The organism is Pseudomonas sp. PA-5-4B, assembly GCF_021606215.1.
Taxonomy (GTDB): Bacteria; Pseudomonadota; Gammaproteobacteria; order Pseudomonadales; family Pseudomonadaceae; genus Aquipseudomonas; species Aquipseudomonas edaphica.
The window spans coordinates 87,876-106,754 of the sequence record NZ_WKDB01000003.1 but is presented as its reverse complement, the minus strand read 5'-3'; the positions used below and the strand labels follow the sequence as shown (position 1 = coordinate 106,754).

The 18,879-nt window shown below is 62.3% G+C and carries 10 protein-coding genes; 5 read left to right on the top strand and 5 right to left on the bottom strand.

Annotated features, from left to right (window positions below):
• Positions 1-2 precede the first annotated feature (2 nt).
• Positions 3-848, bottom strand: a complete 846-nt coding sequence (locus tag GIW28_RS03225) for an ABC transporter permease (RefSeq protein ID WP_099549279.1) — start codon at positions 846-848, stop codon at positions 3-5.
• Entirely contained in the window at positions 845-1,873 is a 1,029-nt protein-coding gene (locus GIW28_RS03220) for an ABC transporter ATP-binding protein (protein WP_017139600.1), read from the bottom strand. The genes GIW28_RS03225 and GIW28_RS03220 overlap by 4 nt, the downstream gene beginning before the upstream one ends.
• 242 nt (positions 1,874-2,115) lie before the next feature.
• On the opposite strand from GIW28_RS03220, the gene GIW28_RS03215 reads away from it, so the two are divergent.
• The 3 genes from GIW28_RS03215 to GIW28_RS03205 all read left to right on the top strand — a co-directional run bounded on the left by GIW28_RS03215 (position 2,116) and on the right by GIW28_RS03205 (position 5,148).
• Entirely contained in the window at positions 2,116-2,946 is an 831-nt protein-coding gene (locus GIW28_RS03215; protein WP_186617725.1) for an IclR family transcriptional regulator, read from the top strand.
• A 248-nt stretch (positions 2,947-3,194) separates the two neighbouring features.
• On the top strand, positions 3,195-3,767 hold the full coding sequence (locus GIW28_RS03210) for a DUF2239 family protein (RefSeq protein ID WP_236448097.1): 573 nt from the start codon (positions 3,195-3,197) through the stop codon (positions 3,765-3,767).
• Between the two features lie 25 nt (positions 3,768-3,792).
• On the top strand, positions 3,793-5,148 hold the full coding sequence (locus tag GIW28_RS03205) for an MATE family efflux transporter (RefSeq protein WP_169986369.1): 1,356 nt from the start codon (positions 3,793-3,795) through the stop codon (positions 5,146-5,148).
• Here GIW28_RS03205 and GIW28_RS03200 read toward each other — a convergent pair.
• On the bottom strand, positions 5,132-5,725 hold the full coding sequence (locus tag GIW28_RS03200) for a TetR/AcrR family transcriptional regulator (protein WP_236448098.1): 594 nt from the start codon (positions 5,723-5,725) through the stop codon (positions 5,132-5,134). The genes GIW28_RS03205 and GIW28_RS03200 overlap by 17 nt on opposite strands.
• Positions 5,726-5,866: 141 nt before the next feature.
• Here GIW28_RS03200 and GIW28_RS03195 point away from each other — a divergent pair, with 141 nt between their 5' ends.
• The gene (locus GIW28_RS03195) at positions 5,867-7,072 is read left to right on the top strand and encodes an MFS transporter (protein ID WP_236490379.1); all 1,206 of its coding nucleotides are present in this window, start codon (positions 5,867-5,869) and stop codon (positions 7,070-7,072) included.
• Here the strand turns inward: GIW28_RS03195 and GIW28_RS03190 are convergent.
• Positions 7,039-7,404, bottom strand: a complete 366-nt coding sequence (locus GIW28_RS03190; RefSeq protein WP_236490378.1) for a type II toxin-antitoxin system HicB family antitoxin — start codon at positions 7,402-7,404, stop codon at positions 7,039-7,041. The two genes, GIW28_RS03195 and GIW28_RS03190, sit on opposite strands and share 34 nt — an antisense overlap.
• Entirely contained in the window at positions 7,389-7,652 is a 264-nt protein-coding gene (locus GIW28_RS03185; protein WP_099549283.1) for a type II toxin-antitoxin system HicA family toxin, read from the bottom strand. Before GIW28_RS03185 ends, GIW28_RS03190 begins: the two co-directional genes overlap by 16 nt.
• A gap of 209 nt (positions 7,653-7,861) precedes the next feature.
• Here GIW28_RS03185 and GIW28_RS03180 point away from each other — a divergent pair, with 209 nt between their 5' ends.
• Positions 7,862-18,877, top strand: coding sequence for a non-ribosomal peptide synthetase (locus tag GIW28_RS03180; protein ID WP_236465604.1), 11,016 nt, complete (start codon positions 7,862-7,864; stop codon positions 18,875-18,877).
• The last annotated feature ends 2 nt before the right edge of the window (positions 18,878-18,879 follow it).

The window sequence follows — 18,879 nt, the reverse complement described above, 5'->3', positions numbered from 1 at the left end:
GCTTAAACCCCCAGGGACTTTTTGTAGCGGCCTTCGACCATGCGGTTCCAGCTCAGCATGATCAGCAAATTGACCAACAGCAGCACCACCGCAATGGTCGCGCCCATGGGCCAGTTGAGTTCCGAGAGGTACTGGTCGTACACCACGGTGGCGACCATTTTCAGGCGGCGTCCGCCGAGCAGGCCGGGGATCGCAAACGAACTGGCGGCCAAGCCGAACACGATCAAGGTGCCGGACAGCACGCCCGGCATCACTTGCGGCAATACGATCTTGCGCATCACCGTGGCCTGGCTTGCGCCCAGCGACAACGCCGCCTGTTCCGCCGACGGGTCGAGCTTTTGCAGCGAGGTCCATACCGGGATGATCATGAACGGCAGCATCACGTGCACCAGGGCGATCACCACGGCGAACGGCGTGTACAGCAGCTTCACCGGGCGCCCGCCGAGGAATTGGATGACTTGGTTGACCAGCCCATCGGCGCCGAGCAACAAGCTCCAGCCGAAGGCGCGCACCACCACCGAAATCAGCAGCGGCGTGAGGATCAAAATCAAAAAGATTGAGCGCCACGGCGTGCCCATACGGCTGAGGATGTAGGCTTCGGGTACGCCGATCACCACGCACAGCAGGGTCACCAGGGCGCTGATCCAGAAGGTGCGCCAGAAGATCTCGTAGAAGTACGCATCGCTGAACAGCGACAGGTAGTGGGCAAAGGTCCACTCACCAGCCTTCACGCCCACCTGGTAGTCGAACACGTTGAACGACAGCACCAGGGTCATGAGCAGCGGCAGGATCAGCAGGCCGCTGAACAGCAGCAGCGCCGGCAGCGATAACAGATAACCGCGGCTCATGCGCGCACCTCATCGGCCGCCAGCACACGCAGCAATTCGGCGTGCCAGTCCAGGCCCACCGGCGCGCCGCAGCCGAGCGGCGCGCTGCCGTCATTGCTGCGTACCACGGTAATTTCGCCCAGAGACGTTTGGATGCGGTAGAGCCATTGGCTGCCGAAGAAATAACTGTCGAGTACCTTGCCCTGCAGGCGGCCTGCGCCGGCATCCACCAGCTGGATTTTTTCCGGGCGCAGGCTCAGGACCAGTTCGCCTTTGCCGCCGACAAGACGCACTTGCGCAGTGCCGAATTCGTCATAGTCACCGGCCAGCAGGTTGGCCTTGCCGACAAAGTCCGAGATAAACCGCGTACGTGGGTGTTCGTAGAGCTTGTAGGGCGCGTCGATCTGGGTCACGCGCCCGGCCTGCATCACCACCACGCGGTCGCTGATCGACAGCGCTTCGGCCTGATCGTGGGTGACCATCAAGGTGGTGATGCCCACGGCGCACTGGATGCGGCGGATTTCAAACTGCATTTCTTCGCGCAGGTTGGCATCGAGGTTGGACAGTGGCTCATCGAGCAGCAGCACGGGCGGCTCGATCACCAGCGCACGCGCCAGGGCCACACGTTGGCGCTGGCCGCCGGACAATTCACGCGGGTAGCGCTCGGCGTGCGGGGCCAGGCGCACCAGTTCCAACACGGTTTTGACTTTGCTGGCGATTTCGGCGGCCGGCACTTTGCGCATTTTCAGGCCGAAGGCCACGTTGTCACGCACGCTCATGTGCGGGAACAACGCATAGCTCTGGAATACCACGCCCAAGCCACGGCTGGCGGGTTTGGCGTGGGTGATGTCGCGGCCGTCGAGCAGGATCTGCCCGCCGCTCACGTCCACAAAACCGGCGATCATTTGCAGCGTGGTGGTTTTGCCGCAGCCCGAAGGGCCGAGCAGGGAAACGAACTCGCCTTTTTCCACCGCAAGGTCGGTGGCGACCACAGCGTCGACGGCGCCGTAGCGTTTGCTCAAGGCGTTGAGTTGGAGAAAAGCCATGTCTGCGTTCCACCTTTTTTGAGACGCGTCGAAACGCGCTTTTTTGTTTTGGGCAGATGCGAAAAGAGTGTTGCGGGTGCGTTGGCGCTCGATCTCACGTCGGCTGCTCGTTGTTGTTCATTTCGCCCCTGTGGACGCAGATTAGGACGAAGACTAGGATGGGCGGAAGATGGAATTTCACTGAACGGACTATTATTTTCAATTTTATTCATTCACCAGAATGTATACCGAGATTAAGTGTTATGGATTCCACTGAGCGGAATGAAAACGGTAAGGAAGTCGGCGCGGGGAGCGTCTCTCGGCTGTTTGCGTTATTGCGCACGTTGGGCGAAGTGCCCGAAGGCGGTGAGCGCGTGACTCAGCTCGCGCAGCAAGTCGGGCTGTCGCAACCCACCACGCACCGGCTGCTACGCAGCCTGATGGAGGAGGGCATGGTTGAGCAGGATGCGCGCAGTAAGCGCTATCGCCTGAGCCTAGAGTTCTTCGCCCTGGCGGCCAACGCGGGCAAGACCGGTAATTTGCGCGATCTGGTGCGCCCGAGCATGTTGCGCCTGAGTGCTTCATTGGGCGATTCGCTGTTTTTGCTGGCGCGCAGCGGCTTTGATGCGATCTGCCTGGACCGCAGCGAAGGGCCGTATCCGATTCGCACCTTCACTGGCGATATCGGCGGGCGCGTGGCGCTAGGCGTGGGGCAGGGCAGCCTGGCGATTCTGGCGTTCTTGCCGGAGGAGGAGCGTGAGACGGTGATTCGCTACAACCTGCCACGCCTCAAGGATTTTCACCTGTATGACGAGGTGTTGTTGCGCTCCGAGGTCGAGAATGTGCGGCGTCTGGGTTATGCGGCGCGTAACACCGGCGTGCTCGAAGGCATGGCCGGGTTGGCGGTGCCGATTCTGAATCGCGACGGGCACGCGGTGGCGGCGCTGAGTGTGGCGACCATCAGTGACCGCTTGGGGCCGAGCCGGTTGCCGATGGTGGTGGAGTTGCTCAAGCGCGAAGCGGCGGCGATCGGGCCACGGATCAACCCGTTTGATCCGACGTTGCGTCGGCCGTCGCAGACCTTTGGTGGCTAGCTCATCTCAACGCAATGAAGATCCGCTTTTGTGTGGGAGCTGGCTTGCCTGCGATAGCGGTAAACCAGTCGCCGAAGATGCAAGCTGCCAAATCGCAATCGCAGGCAAGCCAGCTCCCACAGGTTCAGGTTGCAGCTAACGCGACAAGTGTGTGGCCGCGCCGACGGTTTTTACCGCATCGGTTTGCGGATTATTGAAATATAGTTAATATAATCCGGGTAAAATAAATATCGCCCGGGTAATAATAAATGCCTATTCAAAATACAGCAGTCTGCACTGCCTTTGTCCGTCACCAACGCGTGGCAGCCGGCGCCTATTCCCAGGTGGCCGAAGCGCTGGCGGGCCTTGACCTGCCCACCGGCAGTTTCCTGGTCTTCGACGATGCCACCGGCACCCAGGTCGATTATCCGTGGCCTGCGGATTATGCGCCTGTCCAAGCGGCACCGGCCCAAGTCGATGAAGCCCCTCCCGCGACGCCTTCGGTCGGGCGTCCCAAGCTGGGCGTGGTTGCGCGGGAAGTCACTCTGCTGCCGCGCCACTGGGAATGGCTGGGCCAACAACGTGGCGGCGCGTCGGCAGCGTTACGCCGGTTGGTGGATGAAGCGCGCAATGTTCACGCAGCCCATGATCAAATGCGCCAGGCTAAAGAAGCCAGCTATCGTTTCATGAGCGCCCTCGGCGGTGACCTGCCAGGGTTTGAAGACGCGTCACGGGCGCTGTTTGCCCATGATGGTGCTGACTTTTCCCATAAGATCGCGCATTGGCCGGTAGACGTGCAGACGTACGTGGCCTGGCTATCACGCAATGCCTTTACCGCATAACAATAATTCAAGGATTCAAACCAGCATGGACGTCACCCCAAAGCGGCCGTTGTGGCAGATCTACCTGATGTTTTTGGCACCCATGGTGCTGTCCAACTTCCTGCAAAGCTTTTCCGGCACCCTCAACGGCATCTATGTCGGGCAGATGCTCGGCACCCAGGCGCTGGCGGCGGTGTCGGGGATGTTCCCCATCGTATTTTTCTTTATTGCGTTGGTGATCGGCCTGGGGGCGGGCGCTTCAGTGTTGATAGGGCAAGCCTGGGGCGCCCAGGAAACTGCGATGGTCAAGGTGATTACCGGCGCCACCCTGACACTTGGCGCGCTGGTGGGCTTGATCGCGGCAGTGCTGGGCAGCCTGTTCGCGCGCCCGGCGTTGCAGGCGTTGGGTACGCCAATCGATGTGCTCGACGACGCAGTGGGTTATGCCCAGATGATGATGTTGATCATGCCGCTGTTGCTGGTGTTTATCCTCTACACCCAGCTGTTACGGGGAGTGAGCGATACGGTTTCGCCGTTGCTGGCGTTGATGGTCTCGACCCTGGTCGGCCTGCTGCTGACCCCGGCGCTGATCCGTGGCTGGATCGGCCTGCCACCCATGGGGATTCAGAGTGCGGTGTATGCAGGCTTGGTGGGCAACGCGTCGGCCATGCTGTTTCTGATTTTGCGCCTGCGGCATAAAAACCATGTGATGGCGCCGGACCGTGAACTGCTCGCGGCCTTGCGCCTGGACCGGGCCATCCTCGGCAAGGTCCTGCGCATCGGCTTGCCAACCGGCTTGCAGATGGTGGTGTTGTCGCTGTCGGAGCTGGTGATTCTGGCGCTGGTCAACGGTCACGGCTCACAAGCTACGGCGGCCTATGGCGCGGTGACGCAGATCGTCAACTATGTGCAGTTCCCGGCGCTGTCGATTGCGATCACGGCCTCGATCCTCGGTGCCCAGGCGATTGGTGCCGGGCGCCTGGAGCGTATCGGGCCGATCCTGCGCACCGGGCTTGTGATCAATCTGTGTCTCACCGGTGGCTTGATCCTGTTGGGTTACTTGTTGTCCCACTGGTTGCTGGGTTTGTTCATCACGGACGACGCGGCGCGGCTCAATGCCGAGCACCTGCTGCATATCATGCTGTGGAGCATCCTGGTGTTCGGGTTCCAGGCGGTGATCGGCGGGATCATGCGCGCCAGCGGCGTGGTGTTGATGCCGGTGGCGATTTCGATCTTCTGTGTGCTGTGTGTCGAGTTGCCAATGGCGTATCTGTTCAACGCGCACTTCGGCCTGGAAGGCGTGTGGATGGCGTTTCCGGTGACCTACCTGGCGATGCTGGTGTTGCAGACCGCCTATTACCGCTTGGTGTGGCGCCACAAGCAGATCAAACGGCTGGTGTGACAGGTTGCTTCAGGCCTTGCAGTAACAGATCCAGGCCCTGCAAACCTTCTTGCAGACGCACGTGTGGGTGTTCGTCACGGGCGATCCACAGGGCCGTGTTGACCAGGCTGCCATTGATCAACTGGGCCAGCGCGACGCTGGGGGCTTGCTGGATGACACCGGCCTGCATCATCGCCTCTAGCAACTGGCGCAGGGATTCCACGCATTGTTGCTGGGAGCCGGTATCACCGAGTACGGCAGGCGCATCCTGCAACACGATGCGTTGGATCTCGCCATCCTGGGCCATGCGCAAATAGGCGCGGCAGCGCTCACAAAAGCCGCTCCAGGGCTCCTGCGCCTGGTCGCTGATGCCTTGCAGGCGCGCGTCCATCTCCGCGTCGATCTCGGCGACCACCGCCGCCAATAAACCTTTCTTGTCGCCGAAGTGATGGTACAACGCACCGCGTGTGAGGCCGGCGCGCGCGGTAAAATCATCCATCGAAGTGTTGGCGTAGCCTTGGGTAGCGAAGGCTTGGCGAGCGCTGGCGATCAGCCGGGCACGGGTGGCGTCGATCATTTCGGTACGGACTCGGCTCATGGGTAAGGCTCGCGTTATCTCAGTGAGTGATTGACATACGCTGCGTATGTTACGCATGATTTGTCACATACGCACCGTATGTATTTTGCCTTGATACCTGCAAATCGCAAGTTTCAAGAGTTGAGGAAGAGGTTAAGCAGGATGGCAAATCCCTACGCCGAGTTATTCCAGGCCCCAGGCAGCCGGGCGTTTGTACTGGCGGGCATGCTTGCGCGCATGCCGATTTCGATGACCGGCATCGGCCTGATCACCATGCTCTCGCAAGTGCATGGCGGTTATGGCCTGGCAGGCGCGGTGGCGGCGGTGTTTGCCTTGGCGACGGCATTCTGCGCGCCGCAGGTGTCCCGCCTGGTGGACCGCTATGGCCAAGGTCGGGTGCTGCCGGTTGCGGCGCTGATCGGCGGCGGAGCGTTGTTGCTGCTGTTGCTGTGCACACGCTTGCAGGCGCCAGCCTGGACGCTGTTTGTGTTCGCCGCACTGGCTGGTTGCATGCCGAACATGTCGGCCATGGTACGGGCGCGCTGGACCGAGCTGTACCGCGGCCAGCCCAGGCTGCAAACCGCGTTTGCCCTGGAATCAGTGCTTGATGAGGTGTGTTTTATTATTGGCCCGCCAATTTCGGTGGGGCTGTGCGTGGTGCTGTTCCCGGAAGCGGGTCCATTGGTGGCAGCGGTGCTGTTGGCGGTTGGCGTCACCACGTTTGTGCTGCAGCGCGCGACAGAACCGCCGGTGCACGCGCAACAAGACCACCACGGCCGCTGGTTGATCGCCTCACCGTCGGTATTGATCCTGATGATCCTGCTGCTCGCCATGGGCGTGATCGTGGGTGTGGTGGACGTGGTCAGCGTAGCCTTTGCCCAACACCAGGGCCAACCGGCGGCGGCCAGTATCGTGCTGTCGGTGTATGCCATCGGCTCGTGCCTGGCGGGCTTGGCCTTTGGCATGCTCAAGCTCAAGGCGCCGTTGCCTCGGCAGTTTCTGTTTTGCGGCGTAGCCACGGCATTGACCACGTTACCTTTATTGTTGGTGACTGATATTCCCGGTCTGGCGGCGGCGATTTTTATCTCCGGGCTGTTCTTTGCCCCAACGTTGATCGTCTCCATGGCCCTGGTGGAGCAGGTGGTGCCGCCCAGCCGCCTGACTGAAGGCATGACCTGGCTGATCACCGGCCTGAGCATCGGCGTGGCCATTGGTGCCGCCAGCTCCGGTTGGATGATCGACCACTTTGGCGCTGCCAGCGGGTTCTGGGTGGCATTGGCGGCCGGGGCGGTGGTGTTGGGTTCAGCCGCGTTTGGGTATCGGCGGTTGGTGCGTCAGCCTGCCGCCGGGAGTGGTTCTACGCCGTGATGTTGCAGAAACTCATTCAGCGCCTGCCGCGTCAGGTCATTGAGCGTCACTTTCTTGCGGGTCGCTGCCAGGGCCGCCGCCAAATGCAGGTCGTGGCCGACGCGTACGTTGAATGAACCCTTGCAAGGTTTCTCCGGGGTTTGCCCCAGCGCCTGGCAGGTTACGAGGTAGTCATCCACGGCCTCACGGAACGCCGCGTCCAGCTCGGCGACGGTTTTGCCTTCGTAGCTCAGCAGTGCCTTGATGAACAGCACCTTGCCGAACAGGCAGTTGTCTTCGAGGCTGGCTTCGATAGAGCCGATGTAGCCTTGGTGTTTCAGTTGGTTGTCCACTGAATCAGTTCTCCTGATTTCAATTGTTCGATGATCTGGCGCCGAATGTAGTGTTTCAGTTCGTTGCCAGGGTGAGGCCTGTGCAAGGTGATCATTGCACTGGGGTCGCCGATGTCGAACTTGACGCGGCTTCCAGCCCCTTCAATTTGTCTGTAGCCAAGCTGACGCATCAGCGTTACCAGCTCAGGCCAGGTAAATGCCATGTGCTCATTGAGCAGTTTGGCGAGCAGCTTTTCATTTTTGGACACGGCGTTCCCTGCGTGTAACTAAATGTAGTTGCAAAAAGTGGTGTTCGTCAATGCTAGCCTGAGTTTGCGAGCCTTGGCTGAGATTGATGTAACCCTTGATGACACCGCGCTTCACGCCGCTTACGCCCCGCTAATTTTTCCTTGTCCGGTTCGTTTTATAGGGACGACGTGCCTTTGTGCTTCCTGCCTATTGTTCCGGACTCCAAGAAATGAATGCTGAAGACTCCTTGAAACTTGCTCGCCGGTTTATCGGGTTGCCCCTGGAAAAGCGCCAGGTATTCCTGCAAGCCCTGCAGAAAGAAGGCGTGGATTTTTCCCGGTTTCCGATTCCGGCGGGCGTGGACGTGGAGGATCGCCAGGCGCTGTCCTACGCGCAGCAGCGCATGTGGTTTCTGTGGCAACTGGACCCGGCCAGTGGTGCCTATAACCTACCCGGCGCGGTGCGGTTAAAAGGCGCCCTCAGCCTGCGCGCACTGGAGCAGGCATTCGCAAGCCTGGTGGCACGTCATGAAACCCTGCGCACGGTGTTCCGGCGCCAGGCCGACGATCGTTTGCTGCAAGTTGCCATCGAGCCGTCGGTTGCCGTCGAGCCTCTGGACTTCAGTGCGCTGGGCTTTGACGAACGCGAGCAGGCCGTCAATCAGGCGGCGACCCGTCAATCACTGCTGCCGTTCGATCTGGAAAACGGCCCACTGCTGCGCGTGCAATTGCTCAAGCTCGATGCGCAAGAGCATGTGCTGCTGCTGACCCTGCACCACATCGTCTCCGATGGCTGGTCGATGAATGTGCTGATCGACGAGTTCATTCGCTGCTACGACGCCCACGAACGCCACGAGACGCCGCAATTGCCGGCGCTGCCGATCCAGTACAGCGACTACGCCCTGTGGCAGCGCCGTTGGCTGGAAGCGGGGGAGCAGGCACGCCAGCTTGAATACTGGCAGGCACGTCTGGGTGATGAGCATCCGGTGCTGGAACTGCCCACCGATCGCCCGCGTCCGGCCATGCCCAGCTACCAGGGCACCCGGCATAATTTCGCCATCGATTCAGGCCTCGCCGCGCAGCTGCGTAGTTGCGCGCAAAAGCACAACGTCACCCTGTTCATGTTGCTGCTGGGCGCTTTCAACGTGTTGTTGCATCGCTACACGGGGCAGGGCGATATCCGCGTCGGTGTGCCGATCGCCAATCGTAATCGCAGTGAGGTCGAAGGGCTGATCGGTTTTTTCGTCAACACTCAGGTTCTGCGTACCGAGTTAACCGGGCAAACCCGTGTCGCCGAACTGTTGCAGGGCATCAAGGAGCACGCCCTCGGCGCCCAGGCCCATCAGGAGCTGCCGTTCGAGCGTCTGGTGGAAGCCCTCAAGGTCGAGCGCAGCCTGAGCCATACGCCGCTGTTTCAGGTGATGTACAACCACCAGCCGGTGGTAGCGGACATTGCCACGGTGAGCACCGCCTCCGGCCTGGAACTGGCGCTGGTGGAGTGGCAAGGCCGTACCACCCAGTTCGACCTGACCCTGGATACCTATGAAAAGTCCGGCACCTTGCAGGCTGCGTTGACCTACGCCAACGACCTGTTTGACGCGCCCTCCATAACGCGCATGGCCCAGCACTGGATCAGCCTGCTGCAGGCCATGGTTTCCGGCGACGAACACCGCATCGGTGAGTTGCCGATGCTGGCCGCCGATGAGCAGCAGGTGCTGGTCCAGGCATGGAACCAGACGGCCCAGGCGTACCCGACCGCGCAAGGAGTGCATCGGCTCATTGAAGAGCAGGTACAGCGCACCCCGGATGCTCCGGCGCTGGTGTTTGGTGCGACCACGTTGAGCTATGCCCAGCTCGACGCCCGCGCCAACCAGTTGGCCCATGCCTTGCGCGAGCAGGGCGTCGGCCCTGACGTGCTGGTGGGTATCTGTGTGGAGCGCTCGGTCGAGATGGTGGTGGGCCTGTTGGCGACCCTCAAGGCCGGCGGTGCCTATGTGCCGTTGGACCCCGAATACCCCCAGGAACGCCTCGCCTACATGATCGAAGACAGCGGCATCAAGCTGTTGCTCAGCCAGCAGAGCCTGCAGGCTTCGTTGCCGATTAATGGCGTGCAAGTGATCGTTCTGGACCAGGCGCCGGGTTGGCTTGACGGCTATAGCCGCGAATCACCGGCCGTGGCCATCCAGGCGCTCAACCTGGCCTACGTGATTTACACCTCCGGTTCCACCGGCAAACCCAAGGGCGCCGGCAACAGCCATCGCGCGCTGGTCAACCGCTTGTGCTGGATGCAGCAGGCTTACGGCCTGGACGCCAGCGATGCGGTCTTGCAGAAAACCCCGTTCAGCTTTGATGTGTCGGTGTGGGAATTTTTCTGGCCATTGATGACCGGCGCTCGGCTGGTGGTCGCCGCTCCTGGCGAACATCGCGAGCCGGCGCGACTGATCGAGACCATCGGCCGTCACGCCATTACCACCTTGCACTTCGTGCCGTCGATGCTCCAGGCGTTTATCCATGAGGCGGGCGTGCAGGCTTGTACGAGCCTCAAACGCATCGTGTGCAGCGGCGAAGCCTTGCCGTTGGACGCGCAGTTGCAGGTGTTCGCCAAACTGCCAGCGACGGGTTTGTTCAACCTCTACGGCCCCACCGAAGCCGCCATCGACGTCACCCACTGGACATGCGTCGACGAAGGCGCCGACAGCGTGCCCATCGGTCGTCCGATTGCCAACCTGGCCACCTATGTCCTCGACGCCCAGCTCAACCTGGTGCCCGCCGGTGTCTCTGGCGAGTTGTACCTGGGCGGCGTCGGCCTGGCGCGCAGCTATCACCGCCGCCCGGGCTTGACCGCCGAACGCTTTGTGCCGAGCCCTTTTGTTGACGGAGAGCGCCTCTATCGCACCGGCGACCGCGTGCGCCAGCGTGCCGATGGCGTGATCGAGTACCTCGGCCGCCTCGACCATCAGGTCAAGCTGCGCGGCTTGCGTATCGAGCTGGGCGAAATCGAAACCCGCCTGATCCAACACCCGCAGGTGCGAGAAGCGGTGGTGCTGGTGCAGGGCGGCAAACAGCTGGTTGCCTACCTGGTTAACGAGGGTGAAGCGCCGAGCGACCTCAAGGCCTGGTTGCTCAGCAGCCTGCCGGAATACATGGTGCCCACGCACTTCGTCACCCTGGCCAAACTGCCGGTCACTGCCAACGGCAAGCTCGACCGCAAGGCGCTGCCGTTGCCGGATGCTGCGCCGCAGCAAGCCTTTATCGCGCCTGAAAACGCCCTGCAAAAAGCCCTGGCGGCAATCTGGAGTGATGTGCTCGGCGCCGCGCAAGTCGGTCTGGACGACAACTTCTTCGAGCTGGGTGGCGACTCGATTATCTCCATCCAAGTGGTCAGCCGCGCCCGTCAGGCGGGGATTCGCCTCAGCCCGCGTGACCTGTTCCAGTACCAGAGCGTGCGCAGCCTGGCGCTGGTGGCGAGCTTTGAACAGGCGACGGTTATCAATCAGGAGCCAGTCAGCGGCGAGGTGATCCTCACGCCCGTGCAACACAGCTTTTTCGAGCAGGTGATCCCGGCGCGCCAGCATTGGAACCAGTCGCTGCTGTTGGCCCCGCGTGAAGCCCTGGAGCCCGCGCGCATTGACGCGGCCTTGACCCGATTGATTAACCACCATGACGCACTGCGCCTGCGTTTTGTGCGCCAGGCAGACGGTTGGCAGCAGGCCCACGCCGAGCCGGTTGCAAGTGCTTCAGTGTGGCAGGCCCAAGTCGCTGACGAGGCTGAGCTGGCCGCACTTTGCGACAAGGCACACGGCAGCCTCAACCTTGAACAGGGTCCGCTGCTGCGCGCGGTACTGGTCTCGATGGCAGACGGCGCCCAGCGCCTGCTGCTGGTGGTGCATCACCTGGTGGTCGATGGCGTGTCGTGGCGCATCCTGCTCGAAGACCTGCAGCAGGCTTACCGCAACGCTGCGCTGCCGGCCAAGACCAGTGCCTACCAGGACTGGGCGCAGCAGTTGCAGGCCCATGCGCTGACGCTGGATAACCAACTGCCGTATTGGCAGGCCCAGACCGCGAGCGCCGATCTGCCCTGCGACAACCCCCAGGGCGGCCTGCAGAATCGCCTGGGCAGCAAGCTCGAAATCCGCTTGAGCGCCGAACACACCCGTCAACTGCTGCAAGACGCCCCGGCGGCCTACCGCACCCAGGTCAATGACTTGCTGCTAACCGCGCTGGCGCGCGTGGTCAGCCGCTGGAGCGGGCAGCCTGCCGCGCTGATCCAGCTGGAAGGCCATGGCCGTGAAGACCTGTTCGACACGCTTGACTTGAGCCGCACCGTGGGCTGGTTCACCAGCCTGTTCCCGGTGCGCCTGCAAGCTGATGGCGAGCTGTCGGCGGCGATCAAATCGGTGAAGGAACAACTGCGCGCCGTGCCGCACAAAGGCATTGGCTACGGCCTGCTGCGCTACCTCGGCACGCCTGACGCCCGTGAAGCGCTCTCGAACCTGGCCGCGCCACGCATCACGTTCAACTACTTGGGGCAGTTCGACCGCCAGTTCAACGAGTCGGCGCTGTTCGTTCCCGCCACCCAGGGCAGTGGGCAGGCTCAAGACCCGGAGGCGCCGCTGGCTAACTGGCTGACGGTGGAGGGGCAGGTGTACGGCGGTGAATTGGCCCTGCAGTGGGGGTTCAGCCGTGAAATGTTCGAGGTCGCGACTGTCCAGCAGCTGGCGGATGATTACCAGCAGGAACTGCTGGCACTGATCGCGCATTGCGTCGACCCTAAACAGGGCGGCCTGACACCGGCCGACGTGACCCTGGCGCAATTGACCCAACCCCAGCTCGACGAGTTGGCACTGCCGGCAAGGGACGTGCAGGACCTGTACCCGCTGTCGCCGATGCAACAGGGCATGCTGTTTCACAGCCTCTACCAACAGGGCGAGGATGATATTTACGTCAGCCAGCTGCGCGCAGATGTGCACGGCCTGGACGTGGCAGTCTTCCAGCGTGCCTGGGCGCAAGTGCTGGCACGGCATGACATGTTGCGCACCGGCTTTGTCTGGCAGGACGACCAGGGCCAGGCCCTGCAAGTGGTGCATCGCCAGGTCAGCTTGCCGTTCACCGAATTCGACTGGCGTGGCCGTCAGGACCTTCCCGCCGCCCTGGGTAGCCTGGCCGCCGAGCACCACCGCGAGGGCTTCGAGCTGGCGCGTCCGCCGTTGCTGCGGGTGGCGTTGGTACGTACGGCTGAAGACCGCTGGCACTTGATCTACACCAGCCATCACATCCTGATGGATGGCTGGAGCAATGCACTGGTGCTCAATGAAGTGCTGCAGGCCTGCAAGGGCCAGGCATTGGCGCCGGTGGGCGCGGGGTTTTCCCAGCACATCGCCTGGTTGCAGCAGCAGGATCCGGCGTTGGGCGAAGCCTTTTGGCGCCAGCGACTGGCGCAGTTGGACGAGCCGACGCACTTGGCGCGCAGTGTGGCCAAGAGCCCAGCGCAGAGTGCGGGTGAATACGGTGAAGTGCTTTGTGAGTGGGATGCTATCCAGACGCAGCGCCTGGCGGTCTTCGCCCGTGCACACCAAGTGACCCTCAATACCCTGGTGCAATCGGCGTGGCTGTTGCTGCTGCAACGCTACACCGGCCAGTCCAGCGTCGCCTGTGGGGTGACGGTTTCCGGGCGCCCGGCGCAATTGGCGGATGTCGAGCAGCAAGTCGGCCTGTTCATCAACACCTTGCCGCTGATTGCCGCCGCCAGCCCGGCGCAAAGCGTCAGCGATTGGGTGCGATGCGTACAGGCACTGAACCTGGAAATGCGCGAGCATGAACACACGCCGCTGTTTGATATCCAGCGCTGGGCCGGTTCGGCCGGTGAGGCATTATTCGACACGCTGGTGGTTTTCGAAAACTTCCCGGTGGCCAAGACGCTGGAACAGTCGGGCGAGGGCGGTTTGCGTTTCAGTGGCGTCAGTCATCAGGAGCGCACCAACTACCCGTTGACACTGACCGTGCACGGCGGCGAGCGCCTGAGCCTGCACCTGGAATACCTGCGTGCGCAGTTTGCCACCGACACCGTGCAGCACATTGGCAACTACTTGCAGGGCTTGCTGCAGCAATTTATTCAGGCGCCGGAGCAAGCCGTGGGCGCCATCCCCTTGCTGTTGGACCCTGAATACACCCGCGTACTGCAAGACTGGAACCCGCGCAGTGTTGCTCAAACGGCCAAGGCAAGCGTATTGCAGCGCTTCGAACAACAAGCCGCGCTGCACCCGCAAAACATCGCGCTGATCCTGGACCAGCAGCGTATGACCTACGCCGACCTCAACCTGCGCGCCAATCGCCTGGCCCATCGTCTGATCGCGTTGGGCGTCAGCGCCGACACCCTGGTGGGCGTGGCGGTGGACCGTTCCCTGGAAATGATCGTTGGCTTGCTGGCGGTGCTCAAGTCCGGTGGCGCTTATGTGCCGCTGGACCCGAAATACCCGGCCGAACGCCTGCAATGCATGATCGAGGACAGCGGTCTGCAATTACTGCTGACTCAGCAGCCGTTGGTGGCGCATCTGCCGATCAGCGCGAACCTGACGCTTGTGTGCCTGGAGTCCGGCGCAGACTGGTTGGCCGATTACAGTGCTGAAAACCCCGTGTCGAGGGCGCAGCCGGCCAACCTGGCCTACGTGATGTTCACTTCCGGCTCGACCGGCAGGCCAAAAGGCGTGGGCATCGACCTGGCGTCCCTGGCCCGGCATGTGGAGGTGTTCACCGAACTGTTTGCGCTGCAGGCCCATGACCGCGTGCTGCAATTTGGCACCTTCAACTTCGACGGTTTTGTCGAGCAGCTCTACCCGGCGCTGTGCTGCGGTGCGGCGGTGGTGGTACGCGGTGGCGAACTGTGGGACAGCGACACCTTCTACCAGCAACTGATTGAACACGATATTTCCGTGGTCGACCTGACCACGGCCTATTGGCTGTCTCTGGTGCGCGACTTTGCAGACCTAGGCCCACGTGATTATGGGCGCCTGCGCCAACTGCACATTGGCGGCGAAGCCATGCCGCCTGAAGGGCTGAATGCCTGGCGCGCAGCAGGCTTGCAGCATGTGCGGCTGCTCAATACCTACGGGCCTACCGAAGCCACCGTGACCGCCACTGCCCTGGACTGCGCCGCGTATGTCGAGGGCCGTGAAGCCTTGCCGTCGATGATGCCGATTGGCCGCGTGCTGGATGGCCGTGCCATTTACCTGCTGGATGCCAACCTCAACCCGGTGCCGGTAGGTGTCGCCGGGGAGTTGGTGATCGGCGGGCCGCTGCTGGCGCGGGGTTATTTCAAGCGTGCGGACCTGACGGCCCACCGCTTCATTCCCGATCCTTTCTGTGCTGACGGCGTCGGCCGTTTGTACCGCACCGGTGACCTGGCGCGCTATCGCGCCGATGGGATGATCGAGTACGTGGGGCGAATCGACCATCAGGTCAAGGTGCGAGGTTTCCGTATCGAGTTGGGTGAAATCGAAGCGCGCCTGCTGGTCCAGGCCAGTGTGCGCGAGGCGCTGGTGATCGCGGCGGACAACCAGTTGGTCGGCTATATCGTGGCCAGCCAGTCATTGTCCGACACCGAGCAGGCCCAGTTGCGCACGCAGCTCAAGGCCGCGTTGCGCCAAGAGCTGCCGGACTACATGGTGCCGGCGCATCTGCTGGTGCTGGAGCGCTTGCCGCTGAGCCCCAACGGCAAGCTCGACCGTGCCGCGCTGCCCAAGCCGGATACCAGCCAAGCTCTGGTCGATTGGGTTGCACCGGTCACCGAGACCCAGCAACGTGTCGCGGCCATCTGGGCCCAGGTGCTGGGCGCCGTACGGGTAGGGCTCAACGATCACTTCTTCGAGATGGGCGGGCATTCGTTGCTCGCCACGCAAGTGGTGTCCCGCTTGCGCCATGGCCTGGGGCTCGAAGTTGCACTGCGCACGCTGTTTGAGCAGCCCGTGCTGGGCGACTTTGTTAACACTCTGGCTGGGGTCAACACTCTGGCCGCGGTCAGCGCTTCGGCGCCGGCGATGGTGGCGGCGGATCGCGATCAGCCATTGTTGCTGTCCTATGCCCAGGAACGGCAGTGGTTCCTCTGGCAACTGGACCCGCACAGTTCGGCCTATCACGTGCCGAGTGCGCTGCGCTTGAAAGGTCCGCTGGACCGCTGCGCCCTGCAACGTGCCTTCGATACCCTGGTGGCGCGTCACGACAGCCTGCGCACGCATTTTCAGCAAGAAACCGACCGCACGGTGCAAGTGGTCAGCCCACAGGCGCGGATCGAACTCGCATTCGCGCTCACCGACCAAGCGCAGCTCAAATCCAGGGTGCAAGCGCTGGTGGCGCAACCGTTCGATCTGCGCCAGGGGCCGCTGATGCGTGTGAGCCTCTTGCGCCTGGCTGAAGACGAGCATGTGCTGGTCCTGGTGCAACATCACATCATCTCCGACGGCTGGTCGATGCAAGTGATGGTCGACGAACTGGTGCAGTTGTATACGGCCTACAGCCAAGGCCAGGCCCTGCAATTGCCGGCAATGCCGATCCAGTACGCCGACTACGCAAAATGGCAGCGCGACTGGATGGAAGCCGGTGAAAAGGCGCGCCAGCTCGACTACTGGCGTGAACTGCTCGGCGGCGAGCAACCGGTGCTGGAGTTGCCTTTTGATCACCAGCGCCCTGCGGTACCGTCCCATCGCGGCGCACGTCTGTATATTGCGCTGCCGGCCCCGTTGCTCGATGGCCTCAAATCGTTGGCCCAGCGCGAAGGTGTGACGCTGTTCATGCTGTTGCTGGCCTCCTACCACGCGCTGTTGCATCGCTACAGCGGCCAGCGGGACATCCGTGTCGGCGTGCCAATCGCCAACCGCAACCGCGTAGAAACCGAACGGCTGATCGGCTTCTTCGTCAACACCCAGGTGCTCAAGGCCGAGATCGACGCGCAAACCACCGTTGCCCAGTTGCTGCAGCAGGTCAAGCAGCGCGCGCTGGAAGCCCAGGCCCATCAGGACCTGCCGTTCGAGCAACTGGTCGAGGCCCTGCAACCTGAGCGCAGCCTGAGTTTGAGCCCGTTGTTCCAAGTGGCGTTCAACCATCACATCAGTCAGGCCAGCGAGCATTTACAGCGCCTGGCGCAGTTGGACATGAGCCCGGTGAGCTGGGATGAAACGGCTGCGCATTTCGACCTTACCCTGGACATCGAGGAGTCCCGTGACCAGTTGAGTGCGTCCCTGAGCTATGCGACCGACCTGTTCGAAGCCTCGACCATTGAACGCATGGCCCGTCACTGGCACAACCTGTTGCAGGCGATGGTTGCCGACCAGCAGCAGCCCATCAGCCAGTTGAACCTGCTCAGCCAGGATGAGCAACAGCACATCCTGCAGCTGTGGAACCAGGCCGACGCCGGCTTCTCGGCCGAGCATCTGGTGCATGAAATGTTTGCCAATCGCGCCCGGGAAAACCCGGATGCGGTGGCGGTCAAATTCGATACGCAAACCCTGACTTATGGCGAGCTGGACCGCCAGGCCAACCGCCTGGCCCATGCGCTGATCGCACGTGGCGTCGGCCCGGAAGTGCGGGTGGCGATTGCCATGCCGCGCAGCGCGCAAATCATGGTGGCGTTCCTCGCGGTGATGAAAGCCGGTGGCGTGTATGTGCCGCTGGACATCGAATACCCGCGTGATCGTTTGCTGTACATGATGCAAGACAGCCGCGCGAAATTGCTGCTGAGCCACAGCAGTGCCTTGGCGCAATTGCCGGTAGCGGAAGGGCTCGAAACCCTGGCCATTGACCGCACCGAAGACTGGACCGGCTACAGCGATACCGCGCCGCAGGTAAATCTGGATGGCGACAACCTCGCCTACGTGATCTACACCTCCGGCTCCACCGGCATGCCCAAGGGCGTGGCCGTTTCCCACGGGCCACTGGTGGCGCACATCATCGCCACCGGCGAGCGTTACGAAACCAGCCCGGCCGATTGCGAATTGCACTTTATGTCCTTTGCCTTTGACGGGTCTCACGAAGGCTGGATGCACCCGCTGATCAACGGCGCCAGCGTGCTGATCCGCGACGACAGCCTGTGGCTGCCGGAATACACCTACGCGCAAATGCACCGTCACCACGTGACCATGGCCGTGTTCCCGCCGGTGTACCTGCAACAGTTGGCCGAGCATGCCGAGCGCGATGGCAACCCGCCCAATGTGCGCGTGTACTGCTTCGGCGGCGATGCGGTGGCGCAGGCCAGTTACGACCTGGCGTGGCGCGCACTGAAACCGACCTACTTGTTCAACGGCTACGGCCCGACCGAAACCGTGGTCACGCCGCTGCTGTGGAAAGCCCGTCGCGGCGATCCGTGCGGCGCGGTCTATGCGCCGATCGGCACACTGTTGGGCAACCGCAGCGGCTACGTGCTGGACTCACAACTCAACCTGCAACCCATCGGCGTGGCTGGTGAGCTGTACCTCGGCGGCGAAGGCGTGGCCCGTGGTTATCTGGAGCGCCCGGCGCTTACCGCCGAACGCTTTGTGCCGGACCCGTTCGGCAAGCCCGGCAACCGCGTTTACCGCAGCGGCGACCTGACCCGTGGCCGTGCGGACGGCGTGGTGGATTACCTCGGGCGTGTCGACCATCAGGTGAAAATTCGTGGTTTCCGTATTGAGTTGGGCGAGATCGAAGCACGCCTGCGCGAGCAGGACAGCGTCGGCGAAACCGTCGTCGTGGCCCAGGAAGGCCAGGCCGGTAAGCAATTGGTCGCCTATGTAGTGCCTGCCACCGTGCAGCTCGACCACACCGCGTTCCGCGACAGCCTGCGCCGGGCCCTGAAAACCCGGCTACCGGATTACATGGTGCCGACGCACTTCATGTTCCTGGACCAAATGCCATTGACCCCCAACGGCAAACTCGACCGCAAGGGCCTGCCCGAGCCGGATGCGAGCCTGATGCAGCAGCACTACGTCGCCCCGCAAACCGAGCTGGAGCAGCAAATCGCCGCGATCTGGGCCGAGATTCTGCACTTGCCTCGCGTGGGCCTGGACGACAACTTCTTCGAAGTGGGCGGCCACTCCTTGCTGGCAATCCAGATCACCTCGCGGGTGCAGGCCGAACTGGGGCTGGAAGTGCCGCTGGTGGAAGTGTTCCAGACCGAAACGTTGCGCGCCTATGCCCAGGCCGCTGCCACCTTCCGCGCCGGCAGCGCGGAAGACTTTGATGATCTTCGTGACTTTTTGAGCGAACTAGAGGCGATTTGAAC